The 17238-nt window shown below is 35.7% G+C and carries 16 protein-coding genes, 1 pseudogene and 1 riboswitch; of the genes and pseudogenes, 3 read left to right on the forward strand and 14 right to left on the reverse strand.

The window, feature by feature from the left end; genetic code table 11:
• Positions 1 to 148 precede the first annotated feature (148 nt).
• Complete coding sequence (locus ABH961_RS27635) at positions 149 to 1777, forward strand: peptide ABC transporter substrate-binding protein (protein WP_048542942.1); 1629 nt, start codon at positions 149 to 151, stop codon at positions 1775 to 1777.
• Positions 1778 to 1818: 41 nt separating this feature from the next.
• Here the strand turns inward: ABH961_RS27635 and ABH961_RS27640 are convergent, their stop codons facing one another.
• The 4 genes from ABH961_RS27640 to ABH961_RS27655 form a co-directional block, all read right to left on the reverse strand.
• A complete protein-coding gene (locus ABH961_RS27640; protein ID WP_048542944.1) occupies positions 1819 to 2958 on the reverse strand; it encodes a YhgE/Pip domain-containing protein in 1140 nt (379 codons plus the stop codon).
• A 62-nt stretch (positions 2959 to 3020) separates the two neighbouring features.
• Entirely contained in the window at positions 3021 to 3602 is a 582-nt protein-coding gene (locus ABH961_RS27645) for a TetR/AcrR family transcriptional regulator (RefSeq protein WP_071728628.1), read from the reverse strand.
• A 65-nt stretch (positions 3603 to 3667) separates the two neighbouring features.
• Positions 3668 to 3859 carry a hypothetical protein gene (locus tag ABH961_RS27650; protein WP_048542950.1) on the reverse strand — a complete coding sequence of 64 codons (192 nt, stop codon included), beginning with the start codon at positions 3857 to 3859 and terminating at the stop codon, positions 3668 to 3670.
• A gap of 18 nt (positions 3860 to 3877) precedes the next feature.
• Positions 3878 to 4777: a helix-turn-helix domain-containing protein gene (locus tag ABH961_RS27655; RefSeq protein WP_098079456.1), complete on the reverse strand. Its 900-nt coding sequence runs from the start codon at positions 4775 to 4777 to the stop codon at positions 3878 to 3880.
• Between the two features lie 172 nt (positions 4778 to 4949).
• Here ABH961_RS27655 and ABH961_RS27660 point away from each other — a divergent pair, with 172 nt between their 5' ends.
• Positions 4950 to 5417: a YusW family protein gene (locus ABH961_RS27660; protein WP_001221562.1), complete on the forward strand. Its 468-nt coding sequence runs from the start codon at positions 4950 to 4952 to the stop codon at positions 5415 to 5417.
• A gap of 16 nt (positions 5418 to 5433) precedes the next feature.
• On the opposite strand, the gene ABH961_RS27665 is transcribed toward ABH961_RS27660, so the two are convergent.
• From ABH961_RS27665 to ABH961_RS27685, 5 genes are read right to left on the reverse strand one after another with little or no spacing between them, the layout of a single operon-like run.
• Entirely contained in the window at positions 5434 to 7044 is a 1611-nt protein-coding gene (locus tag ABH961_RS27665) for a peptide ABC transporter substrate-binding protein (RefSeq protein ID WP_098642503.1), read from the reverse strand.
• A 13-nt stretch (positions 7045 to 7057) separates the two neighbouring features.
• Entirely contained in the window at positions 7058 to 7831 is a 774-nt protein-coding gene (locus ABH961_RS27670; RefSeq protein WP_404520445.1) for an ABC transporter ATP-binding protein, read from the reverse strand.
• The gene (locus ABH961_RS27675; RefSeq protein ID WP_098079922.1) at positions 7828 to 8838 is read right to left on the reverse strand and encodes an ABC transporter ATP-binding protein; all 1011 of its coding nucleotides are present in this window, start codon (positions 8836 to 8838) and stop codon (positions 7828 to 7830) included. Before ABH961_RS27675 ends, ABH961_RS27670 begins: the two co-directional genes overlap by 4 nt.
• The gene (locus tag ABH961_RS27680) at positions 8795 to 9799 is read right to left on the reverse strand and encodes an ABC transporter permease (protein WP_098642504.1); all 1005 of its coding nucleotides are present in this window, start codon (positions 9797 to 9799) and stop codon (positions 8795 to 8797) included. Before ABH961_RS27680 ends, ABH961_RS27675 begins: the two co-directional genes overlap by 44 nt.
• A 17-nt stretch (positions 9800 to 9816) precedes the next feature.
• Positions 9817 to 10734, reverse strand: a complete 918-nt coding sequence (locus ABH961_RS27685; RefSeq protein ID WP_000289321.1) for an ABC transporter permease — start codon at positions 10732 to 10734, stop codon at positions 9817 to 9819.
• A gap of 134 nt (positions 10735 to 10868) precedes the next feature.
• Positions 10869 to 10974: riboswitch (SAM riboswitch) on the reverse strand.
• A 115-nt stretch (positions 10975 to 11089) separates the two neighbouring features.
• Between ABH961_RS27685 and ABH961_RS27690 the strand changes: the two are divergent.
• Positions 11090 to 11282 (forward strand): annotated as a pseudogene (locus ABH961_RS27690) (DUF3951 domain-containing protein).
• 18 nt (positions 11283 to 11300) lie between these two features.
• Here the strand turns inward: ABH961_RS27690 and ABH961_RS27695 are convergent.
• From ABH961_RS27695 to ABH961_RS27715, 5 genes are all read right to left on the reverse strand, one after another.
• On the reverse strand, positions 11301 to 11804 hold the full coding sequence (locus ABH961_RS27695) for a lipoprotein (protein WP_048542964.1): 504 nt from the start codon (positions 11802 to 11804) through the stop codon (positions 11301 to 11303).
• A 250-nt stretch (positions 11805 to 12054) separates the two neighbouring features.
• The gene (locus ABH961_RS27700) at positions 12055 to 13305 is read right to left on the reverse strand and encodes a multidrug effflux MFS transporter (RefSeq protein ID WP_098079920.1); all 1251 of its coding nucleotides are present in this window, start codon (positions 13303 to 13305) and stop codon (positions 12055 to 12057) included.
• A 126-nt stretch (positions 13306 to 13431) separates the two neighbouring features.
• Complete coding sequence (locus tag ABH961_RS27705) at positions 13432 to 15150, reverse strand: DUF3981 domain-containing protein (protein ID WP_048542966.1); 1719 nt, start codon at positions 15148 to 15150, stop codon at positions 13432 to 13434.
• Positions 15151 to 15228: 78 nt separating this feature from the next.
• Positions 15229 to 15762 carry an MFS transporter gene (locus tag ABH961_RS27710; protein ID WP_000222365.1) on the reverse strand — a complete coding sequence of 178 codons (534 nt, stop codon included), beginning with the start codon at positions 15760 to 15762 and terminating at the stop codon, positions 15229 to 15231.
• Positions 15759 to 17195: an FAD-binding oxidoreductase gene (locus tag ABH961_RS27715; protein WP_048542969.1), complete on the reverse strand. Its 1437-nt coding sequence runs from the start codon at positions 17193 to 17195 to the stop codon at positions 15759 to 15761. Before ABH961_RS27715 ends, ABH961_RS27710 begins: the two co-directional genes overlap by 4 nt.
• Positions 17196 to 17238: the final 43 nt, after the last annotated feature.

Genomic DNA, 17238 nt, shown 5'->3' on the forward strand with positions numbered 1-17238 from the left:
TAGATTATAGTTCAACATGTATATACATATAGAACACCTGATTACCTACATGCACATATTTATAATAGGTTTTCTCTTCTTCTATAGATACACTTCAAAACGTGGACATTATGACGTTACGAACAACACATTCAGGGAGGAACGAACAATGAAGAAAAAAGTTGTACCTGTTGTTGCATCTGTTTTAGGGGCAAGTCTATTACTAACTGCTTGCGGGGGAAATAAAGATCATGCAAACGGAGCGAAAGCAAATGATAAACAGGCAATTAACTTATCATTCGCTTCAGAAATTCCAACAATGGATGTTGCAAAAGCAACGGATGGGGAATCCATGAACGTAATGCGCAATGTTTTTGAAGGATTATATGCAATGGGAGAAGATAATAAACCAATTCCTGGTGTTGCTGAGTCGGTTGACGTTAGTCCCGATAAAACAAAATATACATTCCACCTGCGTGATTCGAAATGGTCAAACGGTACTCCTGTTACAGCAAAGGACTTCGTCTTCGCTTGGCAACGTGCCGTAAATCCTGATACAGCAGCTGAATATGCATTCTTATTCTTCGATATAAAGAATGCGAAACAAATAAACCAAAAACAATTACCGGTTGATCAATTAGGTATTAAAGCTGTTGATGACAAAACTTTAGAAGTACAACTAGACCGTCCTGTTCCCTACTTCTTAAGCTTAACGACATTCTCAACATTCTTACCAATTAATGAAGATTACTTAAAGTCTCAAGGCGATAAATACGGTTTAGAAACAAATCATTTAATTTACAACGGTGCTTTCACATTAGATAACTGGAAACATGAGCAAAGCTTCCAATTGAAGAAGAATCCTAACTATTGGGATGCTAAAACTGTAAAATTAGAAGAAATCAACTTCAATGTTGTTAAAGATAAATCTACAGAAGTTAACTTATACGATTCAGGACAAATTGATCGCGTTGCTTTAACTGCGGAGTTTGTTGATAAATATAAGAGCGATCCAAACTTCAAAGACCGCGCTGAAGTTGGCATTCAATTCTTACGACTAAATCAAAAAAATGAAACATTAAAAAATCAACATGCACGCCTTGCTATTAACGGAGCAATGAATAAAAAAGCATACGTAGAAACAATTTTAAATAACGGTGCTATTCCAGCTGAAGGAATGGTTCCTGCGAAATTCGCAAAGAGTCCAGAAGGTAACGACTTCCGTAAAGAAAACGGAAACCTAGTCAAAGATGATGTGAAAACAGCGAAAGAAAACTGGAAAAAAGCGAAACAAGAACTTGGTACTGACAAAGTAACAATCGAACTATTAACAAGTGATAATGCTTTAGCTAAAAAAACTGGTGAATATTTAAAAGGTGAACTAGAAAAGAACCTAGATGGATTAACAGTGACATTAAAACCACAACCACGTAAACAACAGCTGAAACTACTATTAAGTGGTGACTATGAAATCGGTATTGATGGCTGGGGCCCTGACTTCGCTGACCCAATTACATTCTTAGATTTATTTACAACAGAAAGTGCTTATAACTTCGATAAATACTCTAACAAAGAGTATGATGCGCTCATTCATAAAGTGAAAGCAGATTTAGCTGGCGATGAAAAGGCTCGCTTTGAAGCAATGAAGCAAGCTGAAAAAATCCTATTAGAAGACGGCGCTGTCGCTCCTTTATACCAACAAGGTCGTTCTTACTTACAACGCTCTTTCATTAAAGGACTTGTAACAACTGACTTCGGCGGTGAATTTAACTACAAGTGGACAGAAGTTGCAAAATAATAAAATAAAAACGGTATCCTTCGGCGGATACCGTTTTTATTTTATACTTCTTTAACTACATGACTTCTTCTCTTTACTATTTCTTTTATAGATACAGTAATTACTGCTACCAATTGTGTAACTAATATAATGACTAATAATGAAATAATATTTTTCTCTAAACTTACTCCCCCAAATATTATTGTATAATAGCCATTCGCTGCATATGTTGCGGGAAATAATTCGCCGATTGTTTGATATGTTTTAGAAAGCATCTCATGTGGCACAATTACACCCGAACTTACAAGTTGTAACGACAGTGAAATTATATTAAAGATCATACCTGCATTTCCGAAAACAGTTATGAACATTTGTGTTAATGAAAGAAAGGCGAAGAAGACTATCGCTTGAAACATCCATATACTCCATACTGCTTCGTGTACTTCAATTTGAAATCCTCTCATCAAACCAATTGTAATACATGCAAGTAAAATTGATACTGTACCGTTAATGACCTGTCTTGATACAAAATTACTCCAACCGTTCTTTACTTCCTTTGCAACTTTTGATAGCTCCATACTCATGATCATCGCTCCTACAAATGAAGCTAATACCATCATTAGTGGTACCATATTAACTGAAAATCCTTTTGCATCATTTACTTTATGAACTGTAAAACCAATTGAATCTTCGGTTAACCCTTTTATCACTTCTACATTCTCAGGTCCTACAGCTTGTAGCTTTCCAACAATCGCTTGTTTCTTATAACTTGCTATCTCTTTATTTACATTATCTCGAATTTGTTTTGCAGCTCCTTCCATCATTTGCTTTGCCATCATGGCATTCGCTTGATTAATGTGGAAGTTTAAACTTGATTTTCCTGTTTCATTTATATCTTTTGAAAAAGAAGCAGGAATTTCAATAATCATATCGTACACATGGTCATTCATTTCTTTGTTTGCTTTTTCCACAGACCGTTCTGCTTTCACTTGAAATGGTAAATTTCTCTGTAAGCCTTCCGCTATTTTACTACCTATATTGACATCTTCATTCACAATAGCGATACGCATTTGATCAGTTCTTTCATTCACTCCATCATACGCCGTTAACCAAACACAAAAGAAAATAAGTTGGAACGATAACGCCACCACCATTCCTATATACGTACCAGGTCTTTTTAAAAATTGTTTTAATGCTTCCATCTTCTCACTCTCCTACCCAGCAAGCAAGTAAGTACACACTTGCATTTTATTTTAAATAAATACTAGGGTCTTAATGCCCTAGCATATAAAACAATATTGTTTTCAATAAATTTCTCATCATCAACTTCTGTCAGGCGATCGGCAAAACGTAATTTAGATAAGAAATATCCAAAATTGATCCAGATAAAGTTCATTACTTGCGCTTCAATATTCGTATCAATAATGTTTCCTTTTTCCTGCATTTTTGCAAAATAGATACTTAATTCTTCCTTTAGCCCTTGTGGTATTTTAGCAATTTCCCCGTCTAATTCAGGAAATTCTCCAGCCTCACGTATACCAATAGCAATAATATCTTTTACCCCATCTAAAAAATTATGATAATGCCTTGCTAAGTTCTTTAAATCCGTTTCTAATTCCCATACAATTTCTGTTTGTAAAAAATGTTTTAAATGCGGTACATATGAAAATTCAGCAACCGCCGCTTCAATAACACCCTTCTTACTCTTAAAATTGCGGAATATCGTTACTTCATTAACACCAGCACGCATTGCAATTTCTTTCGTTGTTGCTGCTGTATATCCTTTTTCTTTCACTAATTCAATCGCTGCTTGAATAATTTTTTCTGCTGTCTTTGAGCGCGCCATAAAATCCTCTCTTCCTCATGCAAGTGATCACTTACATTTAGGTTATATAACTTTTCTAATAATTGTCAATAATCCTTTCTCTCTTCTTTTTGCACGGAACCAAAACTCATCATAAATATAAACCCAAACATCAAATATGTTCTCCATGTCAAAGAAGGTGTATGCCCTGACCAAATATAGCTAACTAAATAGTTAATTCCCATAATACAAGACGATATTGCTAAACTAATACTTATTAGTTTTACATATTTGAGCATATCTTTTCTCCTTGTTTTTTATTTTTCTACTTCTTCAAATTGTAGATTCACCGGCTCTTCTAAAAGTGTTTCATAAAAGTTCTCTGCCAAATCTGTTGAAGGAATTTTTTCATCCACTTCATCAAATCGAATACTATCTAGCCACACACAACCTTCCCCTGATAATAAGACACCAAATGCTATACCAAGTGCTCCTTCTTTTATATCTAATACAACCGAGTACGATTGCCAGTTATTCGTATTTTTAATTGGGCGATTTTGCATGTTATCCATAGCGAGTGGTTCTGTATCTTTTCCGTCTACTCTCATCCACAATCCCGCCCAATCTCTTACGTTCTCACTCTTAACAAATGCTGTTAAACGTAATCTTTTACCTACATATTTATCCGCTCGAAACATTTGCATTAATGTTGAAAAGCCTCCATGTGTAACATTCTCTTTTGCCTTTATGTATGCAGATACTTTTCCTTGATGGGCAACTTCATAGTCTAGACCCATTTCATATTCAGCAGGATGACTTCCACTTAAGATCCATCCTTTCGGTATACCTTTTTGCATTGAAACACCCTCTCTTTCTATATAAAATGACTGGAAGTACTTTCGATATTTCTTCGGTGGCAATTGAAACATTCTTTTAAAGGCTCTCGTAAATGCCTCTTGTGAGGAAAAGCCGTATTGTACTGCAATATCAATAACAGCCCTCTCCGTTGACACTAAAGCTTGCGCAGCATGAGTTAACCTTCTCTTTCGAATATAATCCGTTACACTCATCCCAACATATCTTTGAAAGATGCGATGAAAATGGTACATCGATACTGCACTGTGAGACGCCACTCTTTCTGTTGTAAGCTCCTCATGTAAATGCTCCTCTATATATTCAATTGCTTTTTTTATTATCTCTTTATATTCTTCATGCATTTTAGCACCTCCTCACAACCTTAATTTACCATATACATACAAACCATTTTTGATTTAAATTGCGAATTAAACTTTGTGGCTACAAGTTAATAATTTATTTTCAACACATACATAATTACATGATTTTGGGAAAAACTTGTATAGAACGAATTTACATAAGGAGGAAATTATAATGAGAATTTTACTATCAGTTTTATTAGCGCTTATGCTAGTACCTGTATTAACAGGATGTAAAGCTCCTGCAAAAGAAGATACAACTTCTAATAAGAAAACTACTGAAGAAGCAAAAAATGAAGCTCCTGCTGATTTAAAACTTAACTTCAATGAATTTAGTTTGGATGCAGACTATCAAGATACGAAGAAAGACTACGAGGCTGATTATAAGAATGTAGCAGCTGATAAGAAAATGGAAGCAAAACTTGAAGACCATAAATCAAATGCAAAGTTTACAGGTGACGAGGCTATTACAAAATTAAGCCCACTTCTACAAGAATTAAAATTTGATAAAGATACTCCTGACCAAGAAGTAATCGATCAAGTAGTAAATGTGTTCAAACTTGATAAAGACTACCAAAAGTTTGATTTAGAAGTTGTCTTCTCTGATGGAACGAAAAAAGAATATAAAAGAGAAATAAAATAAAGAAGTAGGCGGTTGCCTACTTCTTTATTTTTGCATATCTTAAATCTGGTTTAGATCCAACATAATATTGAAGTCCAGATACTGATCCTTTTTGTAAGTAAGAATCAGAAGGGAATATAATTGGAATTAACGGTGAATCTGTAAACATAATATCTTCTGCTTTATGCAATAAATCAAAACGCTTATCTTCATTTTGTTCAACTTCTGCTTCTTTGATTAAAGCGTCAAATTCTTTATTATGCCATTTTGCATAGTTGTTTGGACCATCACCTGCATATAAATCTAGTTTAGTAATTGGGTCTAATAAAGAACCGCCCCATCCCATATAAGCTAATTGGAAATCACTTTGCTTATATGTATCGATGTAACTCTTCCACTCTTTATTTTCTAATTTAATATCTACACCAAGATTTTTCTTAAACATTTCCTGCATTGCTTCTGCTACTTTTTTATGTTGTGTATCTGTAGTGAATTTTAATGTTACTTCAGGTAATGTAGACCAGCCTTGTTCTTTCATGCCTTCTTCTAATAATTTTTTCGCTTCTGCTGGATCAAATTTAACGTAATCACCTTTTTCTTTACGGAAATCACGACCACTTTGTGTTTTTGCTCCTTCTGGAACGAATGCGTATGCTTCTTGCGCATTATTCTTATACAGTTTTTCAACGATAAACTTACGATCAACTGCTAATGAAAATGCTTTACGTACTTTCGCATTTGTGAATGGCTCTTTTTCTACGTTAAACGAATAAATATAAGATGAGAATCCCGCAACACGCTTATATTCTTTATTTCCTTTTTCTTTCTCAATCATTTCTTGTGGTAAACCACTTAGTAAATCTAATTCTTTTGATTTGTATAATTGGTACGCTGTTTTAGAATCTGGAATAATACGAAACTCAATTTCTTTTAATGTTACCTTTTTATCATAGTATTCTTTATTTTTTTGTACTGTAATTGCTTGGTTATGCTTCCATTCTTTTAACGTGAATGGTCCATTTGTAATTAACTCTTTTGGATCTGTTTTTAATTTATTGTTATCATCAATTGATTTTTTAGATAATGGAATAAATAATGAACTCGCTAATTTTTGTTTAATAGAAGCAACTGGGTGCTCAAGTGTTACCTTCAATGTTTGAGGATCAGCAACTTGAATACCAACTTGGCTTTCTTCACCTTTTCCAGTATTATACGCCTCTGCACCTTTAATAAAGTACATTTCTGTCCCATTCATAGAACCCGTTTTCGGATTTAATAACCGCTTCCATGCAAATTCAAAATCATTTGCTGTAATAGGAGAACCATCTGACCATTTAATATCTTTCTTTAAATGGATTGTATATTCAGTTCCATCTGCATTTACTTCTTCTTTCTCTGCTAATTCATTTTGATATTTCCCATCACTATCTTGCGTATATAAGCTTGAGAATAAATGTCCAATTACATAACCTGATGTGCTATCTGTTGCAATAGCGGAATCCAGTGTATATGGATCGCTACCAATATTCGTTACTAATCGATCTCCTTCTCCCTTACCAGCACTTACTTTTTGCGTCTCTTTCTTACCACAAGCGACAGAAGTAATCGCTAAAACAGTCATAATGACAAACAGTAAAAACTTCTTCATCCTACATTCTCCTTTAACCCGAAATTTTTGGTGTTGATGCTAATAATGTTTTTGTATAAGAATGTTGTGGATTACGGAATACTTCGTCCGTATTTCCAAATTCAACAAGTTCTCCTTTATATAAGACAGCCACTTTTTCACATAAGTAGTGAACCATCGGTAAATCATGCGCGATAAATAAATATGTATAGCCTTGTTCCTTTTGAATCTTTTGCAACAAGTGTACAATTTGGATTTGAAGTGAAACATCTAACGCTGAAATTGGTTCATCCAGGATTAATACTTCTGGCTCACATAATAACGCCCTTGCAATAGCGATCCGTTGACGTTGTCCTCCGCTAAATTCGTGTGGGTATCGATCAATATATCGTCTATCTAATCCAACACGTTCTAGCGCATCACCTGCCACCTCATCTTTCAATCCTTTATCACCTAAACCGAATGAAATATATCCTTCTGTTACGCTATCGCGTACTTTCCAGCGCGGATTTAATGCAGCTGTTGAATCTTGAAAAATGAATTGTACTTTCTGCAAGAAATCTCGCTTATGAGCTGACTTCAACTTGTGAACAACTTGACCGTTATAATCAATTTGACCAGACTTTGGACTCTCAATCCCAGCTATGAGCTTACCAAGTGTTGTCTTTCCTGAACCACTTTCTCCAATAATGCCAAGCGTTGTTCCTTTCGGGATAGAAAGTGATATATCTTTTAGCGCTATGATTTCTTTCTTTTTACTTCCATACGTTTTCGTTACTTGCTTTACAGTAATTAAATCTGTCATCATGAGGCATTCACCTTCTCTTTTGATTTCGCTTGGTCATGCTCTAGAACATGTTGCCAACAATGTGAACTGTGTTCCCCAGAATATGCTGTTCTATCAGGGAAACGATGAACACATTCTTGTATTGCTACTGGGCATCTATTTACAAATGGGCACCCAAAGCTATTTAACGTTTCAATTGATGGTGTTGTTCCCTCAATGGTCCTAAGTACCTTTTCGGAATCATCCATATTTGGAATAGCTCGCAATAAACTTTTCGTATATGGGTGCTTAGGTGAACCTATCACTTCTTGTATCGTCCCTTTTTCAACAACACGTCCCCCGTACATCACAACTACTCGGTCAGCTACTTCACGTACAAGCGCCAAATCGTGGGTAATTAATAAAATACTCGTATTTTGTTTTTCTTTTCGCTCTTTTAATAACCCCATAATTTGCTTTTGAATCGTTACATCTAATGCAGTTGTAGGCTCATCTGCAATAACGAGCTTTGGGTGACACGCAAACGCAATTGCTAAACAAATACGTTGCCTCATGCCTCCGCTTAATTGATGTGGGTACTGTTCAAAACGTTTCTCTGCTTCATGTATCCCTAAATCATTTAATAAGTTAATCGCAATTTCTTTTGCTTCTCTTTTCGATTTTTTCTCATGTTGCAAAATCACTTCTGTAATTTGCCTTCCTACTTTCATCGTCGGATTTAAAGAGGACAGAGGGTCTTGAAAGATAAACGAAATATCTTTCCCTCGAATTTGATTCCATTCTGATTCTTGTAAATTCGTCAACCCTTGAGATTGAAAAAAGATGCTTCCATCATCAATGTGAATAGATTCTTGATTTAATCCGACAATAGATTGTGCTGTAACACTTTTTCCTGAACCACTTTCTCCTACAAGTGCAACGATTTCACCTTCATTAATAGAAAAGGAAACATGCTTCACAATTGTTTGCTTACTACTCTCTTTTTCAACGGCCAATGTTACGTTTTCTAAAGATAAGAGCTGTCCCATGTTTTTTCTCCTTTCGATTCCGTTTTACAATCTTCGGATCAATTGCATCTTGCAAACCATCACCAATTGCATTAAATGCAAACATAATGAGTGCAATCATGATTGCTGGGAAGAATAATTGCCACCATTCTCCGCTTAGTAATGTCCCGAGTGCATCGTTCGTCATCGTTCCCCAGCTCGCTGCTGGTGATTGTACTCCGAGTCCGATAAAGCTTAAAAATGATTCTGAGAAAATAGCTGCTGGAATTGTAAATGATAAATTTACGATAATAATGCCTGTTAAGTTCGGAATTAAATGCCCGTATATAATTTTCATATGCGATGTACCTAATCGCTCCGCTGCAATAACAAATTCTCTTTGCTTTAAAGATAATACTTGTGCCCTAACGAGACGTGCCATGCCAATCCATCCTGTTAATGCAAGGGCAATAATAATTGTAAAAAGCCCTGGTTTCATAACGATTAATAATAAAATAACAATTAATAAATATGGGATACCGTATAACACTTCAATCCCTCGTACAATCCACTCATCAATTAACGTTCCAAGGCGACTACGTCCTCTCACATATCCACTAAAGCCCCCGATTAGTACACCTATTCCTATATCAAGAGCCGCTGCCACTAATCCAACTGTTAGTGAAATTTTCCCTCCAGCCCAGGTGCGCGCCCATATGTCCCTTCCTAAATCATCTGTTCCGAACCAATGCTCACTACTAGGTGGGAGGTTTGTTGCTTCTTTTACTTGTTCACTCGCAGTAAATGCCGTTAAATTTTCGCCAACCAGTGAGAAAATAATAATTAGTAATAACGTCACTGCCCCTAAAACTGCTATAGGGTTTGATATAAACTTGCGAAACACTTCCTTCTTCCGACTAATCGTTTGCTGATCTTTATTTATCGTTAATTCTTTTTTCTCCTCATTCGTTAATAACTGTTTATTGATTTCATAAGCTCCCATTTAAATGCCCCCCCTCCTTACGTAATAGAACGAATACGCGGATCAACAATACGGTGAATAATATCTGTAATGAAAATACAAGAAATTAATAATGCACTATAGAAAATCGTTGTTCCCATAATGACTGGATAATCCCGGTTAAAAATACTATCCACAAAATATTTTCCTAGACCAGGAATGGAAAATATTTTTTCAATAACGAAAGTCCCTGTTAAAAGTCCAGCCATTAACGGTCCAACAAATGTAAGTACTGGAACAATCGCATTTCGAAGAGCATGTCTTATAATAATTTTCTTAATCGGGATGCCTTTCGCTCTCGCTAGCTTAATATAATCACTCTGCAAAACTTCAATCATATTAGAACGAACAAATCTTGTAATAACCGCGATTGGCCCTAACGCTAATGCGAAGGATGGCAATACCGTATGTTCGAATGTGCCCCAAGACGCTACTGGCAAAAGTTCAAATTGTATAGCAAATACTTGTATAAATAATGGTGCTAAAATAAAACTTGGAATAGAAATACCGAGAATCGCAAGTAAGCTCACACTATAATCAATTACTTTCCCATGATAGAGAGCTGCAAATGTACCTGCTGCAATTCCGACTAATAATGAAATAACAAGTGCTTGTAAACCAATAATCGCTGATGGACCAAATCCTGTCGTTATAATTTCTGATACGCCTTGCCCCGTCGATTGAACAGATTCACCAAAATCAAAATGAACTACGCCATCTAAATAAGCGACATATTGATTCCATAACGGTTCATCGAGGTGATACTTCGCCCTCATATTTTGTATTACTTCCTCTGGAAAGATTTTCGCATCTGATGAAAATGGATCCCCAGGAATGATATGCATAATCAAAAATGTTACTGTCGTAATGACCCATAGCGTGAACACCATAACCGATAGTTTTTTAATAACATACACTTCAATAACCTCCTAAACAAATGAATTTACTTTGTTTTATTGACATATTTGTTCCCATTACTTTTCCGCTTCTTAAAATACAAAAAGCCTTGATCTTAAAAAATAAGATCAAGGCTTAATAAACAAAGGCCCATCACTTATCTTTCAAGACTTGCTTGCTGGAATTAGCACGGTGTTCCTGTTACAGAACCCGCTGCTGAGGTGTCATAGGGCCAGTCCCTCTACCTCTCTGGATAAGTAAATTGCTATATTATTATTTGGTTCAAATTGTATATTTCGAATTATAATTCTGAAAAAATGAAAAGTCAATCAAATTGGATATATTTAGAAAAATCAGTTTTTACTTCTTGCTACTATAGAGTTACCCTTAACAATCGTTATACTTGTCATCATCAGCTTCTATAAACTCTTTATTAAAAAGAAACGTATCACTTCTTTTTATACTCCATTCGATAATATTTACCGGACAAACAATCTCTGCATTTCACGAAGAACAGAAGGTATTAGTATCCGAGGATGAAGACGGAGATGATAAGAAGAAAAAATAACCTTGCGCGTACGCAAAGTTATTTTTTCGTTTCTGCTTGAAAACGTTTATAGTATGTTGATGCTGTTGCAAAGTTAATTTCTATATCACGAATCAATGATGAGTCTTCTTCTTTAGCTAGCTTCTGTAATTTTTTCATTGCTTGTTCCGATTCATTCAAGAAACCAGCGTATACCTCATGTTCTTGCTCTTTCGACTTTGGAACACGAATTTCTTTACGTATATTATCAATATCTTCTAACATGCTAGTCGTTACCTTTTGCACATCTTCTTTATATGTAGCATTCGTTATTTCCTTACCGCCCTTTTCTTTTGCCACCTCAAATAACTGTAGTGCTTTATTAATTTCTTTATTCATTTTCATATCGTATTTTTCATGTACTGCACGGTATTCTTTCATCTCTTCTGTTTGCTCAGTAGATTGCTCTACCGTTTCTTTCGGTTCTTTCGTATCTTTATTTCCATTACACCCTGCTAGAAGGAGCATACTTCCCATTACAGCAATACCCAAAACCTTCTTCATCTCTTCTTCTCCTTTTATCTACAGCTATTACTCATTATAGTTTCTTTTATCTCCACTTGTTATTATACCGAGAACACCCTACTTTTTACACTTAAGACGATACCTTAATATACACACCAACATTTTTGTCACAGTATCGTCACTTTATACAAATAACTTTTGCATCACCTTACAACACTGTATAAGTTATTTCAAAGAAATGAAAAAAAAGCTGATTCAAAACATGTTTGAATCAGCTCTTTTGTATAAATTAAGCCTCTAAATTTTGTCTTTGTTGCAGTTCAAACTGCTTCTCACTTCTTCTGGCCATAAATAGATAACATAACACAGCACCAATTTCACAAAGAGCTATCACAACCCCCATCGGTAATGCGGTATTGCTTCCGCCAATACCTACTAACGGTGCAACAAGTGCTCCTGAAATGAACTGTAATAATCCTAATAAGGCCGACGCTGTTCCTGCGGCTTGTTTCTGATTTCTCATCGCTAACGAGAATCCAGTTGTTGATACAACCCCGACACTTGATACGACAAGGAATAACGAACATAAAACACCAATTAAACCTATTCCTAGTACGATTGTCAGTAGTAAAGATAAACCGCCAACAGCTGCAATAATAATACCAGCAACAAATAATGTCTTCTCATTCACTTTCCCTGCTAAACGACCTGTTACCTGACTAGCAATAATAATACCGATACCGTTAATCGCAAAGAATAAACTAAATTGCTGTGGTGATGCTCCGTATATGTTCTGCAGCACAAATGGTGAGCCCGAAATGTATGCAAACATTGCCGCCGTTACTAGCCCTTGTGACAATGCATATCCCATAAACAGACGATCCTTTAACAGTTTTCCGTACGTCGCCAACGTCCCTGACAATCCACCTGTTTCTCTTTCTTCGATAGGTAATGTTTCACGTAATACAAAAGTAGCTGATATTAACATGAATACACTAATTGCTCCAAGAACGATGAAGACACCGCGCCATGTTGTAAACTGTAGCAATTGTCCTCCAATAATCGGTGCCAAAATAGGCGCTGCTCCGTTTACTAACATGAGCAGTGAGAAAAACTTCGTCATTTCAGAACCCGAATACATGTCACGCACCATTGCACGTGATATAACAATCCCAGCCGATCCTGAAGCTCCTTGTAAGAAGCGTAATAACACTAAACTCCAAATAGATGGCGCAATAGCACAAAGTAAAGAAGAAGCAACATAAATAATAAGAGCAATAATAAGAGGTTTGCGCCTTCCGTAAATGTCACTAATTGAACCGACAAATAATTGTCCTACTGAAAGCCCAAGCAAACAAGCTGTCAATGTAAGCTGTGCAAGAGATGCGCCTGTTTGTAAATCATCTGTTAATTTTGGTAAAGAAGGCAAATACATATCAATAGATAATGGCCCAATCGCCGTAAGTGTCCCTAATACAAGAATCATCCATAACCTATTTGTCTTTACAGGTTTATATATTTCGTGATTAACTCCATTCACTTTTTCCGTTCACCCTTTCCGATAAATACTAAATCGTAACAATTATAGTTACAACATAAACATACGTCAAGTATAGTGCATTTTCCTGTTTCATACCGTAAAAAAAGCGATAGAATTTCTATCGCTTTACTTTTTCAAATTGCTATTTGTAAATTTAGATACGGAAGACATCGCCTCTCCTGTATCTAAATATGTGATTTGAATTGGATCTCCCACTTCTGTAAACATAGCATATGGGAATTTCTTCACCGGTATCATAAATACTTTTTGTTCATTCTCTAACAGTACATACACAATTGTATTTTCACCTGATTTTTCTTTATATACACGTTGTACAACGCCTTCTTTTTGTGCTTCTTTACCATTTGAAGTCGGTCTAAATGAATCTCCACTTCCACTCAGCGCATTTTTATAATTCTCAAGCGCTTCTTTTTGCGTCGAACCTGTTGCAAATATTTTCGCATTAGAAGCATAGATAACTGTATGAGCACGTACTAATCCCCCGTCATCAATAACAGGTACAATCCAAGAAGGTTTACCATACACGTTATAAATAACCGGCATCGTTCCATGCCATTTCTCTCTCTTAAAGGAATTATCCACTACTTCCGAAGCAGCTGAACCATCCATAATTCCCTTCACTTCTTTTCCGTTATAGTAATACAACTTACCTGTACGCGCATCGATAAGCGAGTAACCTAACGCAGAATCTACTCCCTCTTTCGGGGAGGTGAAATCAGTAAAATAATATAACGTTCCATCCTTACCGAATATTGGTGTAACTCCTTCTTTCGTTCCCCACTCAGTCGGAATCTTCATATCCGTTTGCGAGAATTTCGTATTCCAAAATCCGTGAATATATTTACCGAAGTACGTATTTAATGTAGATGCGGTCTCGTGATTTAATACACCATCAACAAATTTAGGCGCTTTTCCTTTATCATATCTTTTCACTTCACCTGTTTGTGCATCTACTACTACAACGCCCTCTACCTCAAATCCAGATCTTCCTGAAATAAATTCACCATACGTCATTGTATAATACGGTTTCCCTTTATCATCCACTTCAAATTTAGGTTTCCCTTTAAAGATTAGATTTGGTTCGGCTTGCCTTACAACACGCTCTAAATTATTCCCGAAGAACATGCTTGGCACATATTTCATTTTATAACCAAGGTGCAGTTTCGCTTCCGCATCAGGATTCGTACCTGACATCGTTACGTACCCTGGAATTGTCTCAGCTTTACGTGCTTTAAAAAAGCCTGAAACTTCAATCGGTGCTACATATAAAGCCTCACCATTTACCATTTGTGGCGTTAATTCCCCTAGCTCAAAATAAGCTACTTTCGGAATATCCCCAAATACTTTTTTCATTTTATTTTCCGCTGTCTTTGGCGGCACTGTAAACGGTTGATCATTTTCAGTAAACGGCTCTGAAATATCTTTCTCGATCTTCACAACAGAATCATATTTTTTTTGCGTGATTACTATATCATGTAAATAACCAAAATAGCCGTAACTTGCGAGTAAAATAAACATTAGAAGTCCTTTTAATGTACCTTCTAATTTCCCTATTTGATCTTGTGAAAATAAAACAAGCCCAATTAAAATTGCTACTGCAACAGAATAATGAGTAAGAATCGAATCTGCTCGATCATCGATTAGCCAAAGATATTCATAGATTGCAATACCTATCCAAAATAATACAGGAATAACTAAAATGGATGATTTCTTACCCTTTACAACCTTCTCATCCCCTTTCTTATCCACTGCTCGAAGTTTACTACCGCTTCTTGTCCATGGAATCAAAAACAAAGTGAGAATAGCTAAAATTAAAAATTTCATCAAAGGCAATGTCCCCTTTTCTTTTGTCTTCCCCTTTAGTATAACAAATAAAGGGTATTCAGGTAAAAATGGGGATGATTATATTTTTTTACTACTTAATACAACTCCGCTCACTACATATAAGATAGATGCAATATAAAAAATCGTACCAATCGTAAAGAAATCTACTAAATATCCCGTGGCAATAATTGCTACTGCTCCTCCAATCGATGTCCACACATGATATTTTCCAATCTCATAACCAGCATTTTCTTGCACAACCTTTCGTGCTAACGACGTCTTCTCGGTATTACGCTGCACAGCACCTAAAACTCCCATTACAATTTGGAGAATATAAACATGCCAGACTTCCGTGGCAATCGGGAAACAAAGCATTAATATTGCCATGGACCAAGCATATATAATTAATAATTTTTGATCGCCTACTCGATCAGACATCTTTCCTACTAATGGATATACAAGTGCTGAAGTTAAAGCAAATAAGCCATACGCCCAGCCAAACTGCGAGAAGCTATTCCCAACATTCCGAAGCAATAGAATGTAAAAAGGAAATACCATACTTCCCGCCATCATAATTATGCTTTGTGACGCTACAAATCTTCTATATGTCATTTCGTATACTCCCTATAAAATAAATTCACAAATCTCTCTTTTGGATCCGCTTCTTTTTTCTTCTGAAGAAATTCTTCTATACGAGGATATGCCCTCTTTAACTGCTCCTTCGTTGGATACGAATAGTACGGTAAATAATAACTACCATTATGTTTTAAAGTAACATCAATCATTTTCTGAATGACATCTTCTGTTTTCTTTATTTCATCCTCTGAGCGTCCTTGGTTAATTAAAAGAACTAGCGCAAACATATCATCTTTCGCATAGGATAAAACTGCATTTTCATTCTTTTCCACATAACGAATCGTAATATTGAGCAAATTAAACTCTTCTTCATTTAATACGTTACGTAAATCATCTATGTATTCCGTGAAGAAATCTATAGGCACAAAGTATTCTTGTAACACTTCTGTTCTATTCGGATTTTCATATTCCATAAAGGCACTATCTGACCTCATAACATTATTTCGCGTCTCATACGCTCCATCTGTACGCTCAAAATAACTTCTTTGTATATCCCAAAATGTATTCTTTCCCCAATCGCTATAACGGGATAATCCGAGTAAAAATTTCGGTGCAGCTATAATAGTTTCCTCTTTTAATTCACTGTACTCTTCCCTCATATTTTGATTTTTCGCCAATGTATAATCTGTCACATACATCTCTTTTAAAAATGAATTGGGGGCAACAGAAATACGGGCTAAGTGCATACGAACATTTTCATCTCTTTTCACTTTATCTTTGAAATAAGATGTGTATTCTTTATAATCTATCATTCTCGTATGCATTTCATATAATTCATCATCAGTTAACTTTAATGTCACATCTAAAATGACACCAAATAACCCGTAACCACCTATGACATATGGAAATAGCTCTGCATTTTCTTCTCTACTTACATTACGTACCGTACCATCTGCCATTAACAATCTGAATGACTCTACTGTATCAATCAATGCTTCATGACGAATATCACGCCCATGTACATTCACACTTAATGAACCACCAACAGTAAAAATATTTTGAGATTGCATTACTTGAACCGCAAGACCATATGGATTGATTTTCTTTTGAATGTCATTCCATGTGACACCGCTTTGCACCCTAATCCTCTTCTCCTCCGGATCAAATTCTAATATTTTATTATATCCCTTCATATCAAGCATCGTGCCGTTCGGATAATACGTCTGTCCTCCTTGGCTATGTTGCATACCTGCAATGGAAATTTTCTCTCCTGAAACTTTTGCATCTTGCACTAATTTTACTAACAAGTGCTCATCCGTAGCACTTTCAACACGTTTAATCTTTGTCGGGAGCAATTTACCGACATCACTCATCATAGGATGATCGAGTTGTTTTTTATACGTATGTACAGACGCCGCTAACAAAACGGTATACGCTACAATGACAACTACTATCTTTCTTTTTTTCAAATGACACTCTCCTTGTTTGAATTTCTTTCACTACATATTGTAC

Origin of the sequence: Bacillus sp. RC251 (assembly GCF_044908765.1) — a bacterium.
GTDB classification, from domain to species: domain Bacteria; phylum Bacillota; class Bacilli; order Bacillales; family Bacillaceae_G; genus Bacillus_A; species Bacillus_A wiedmannii.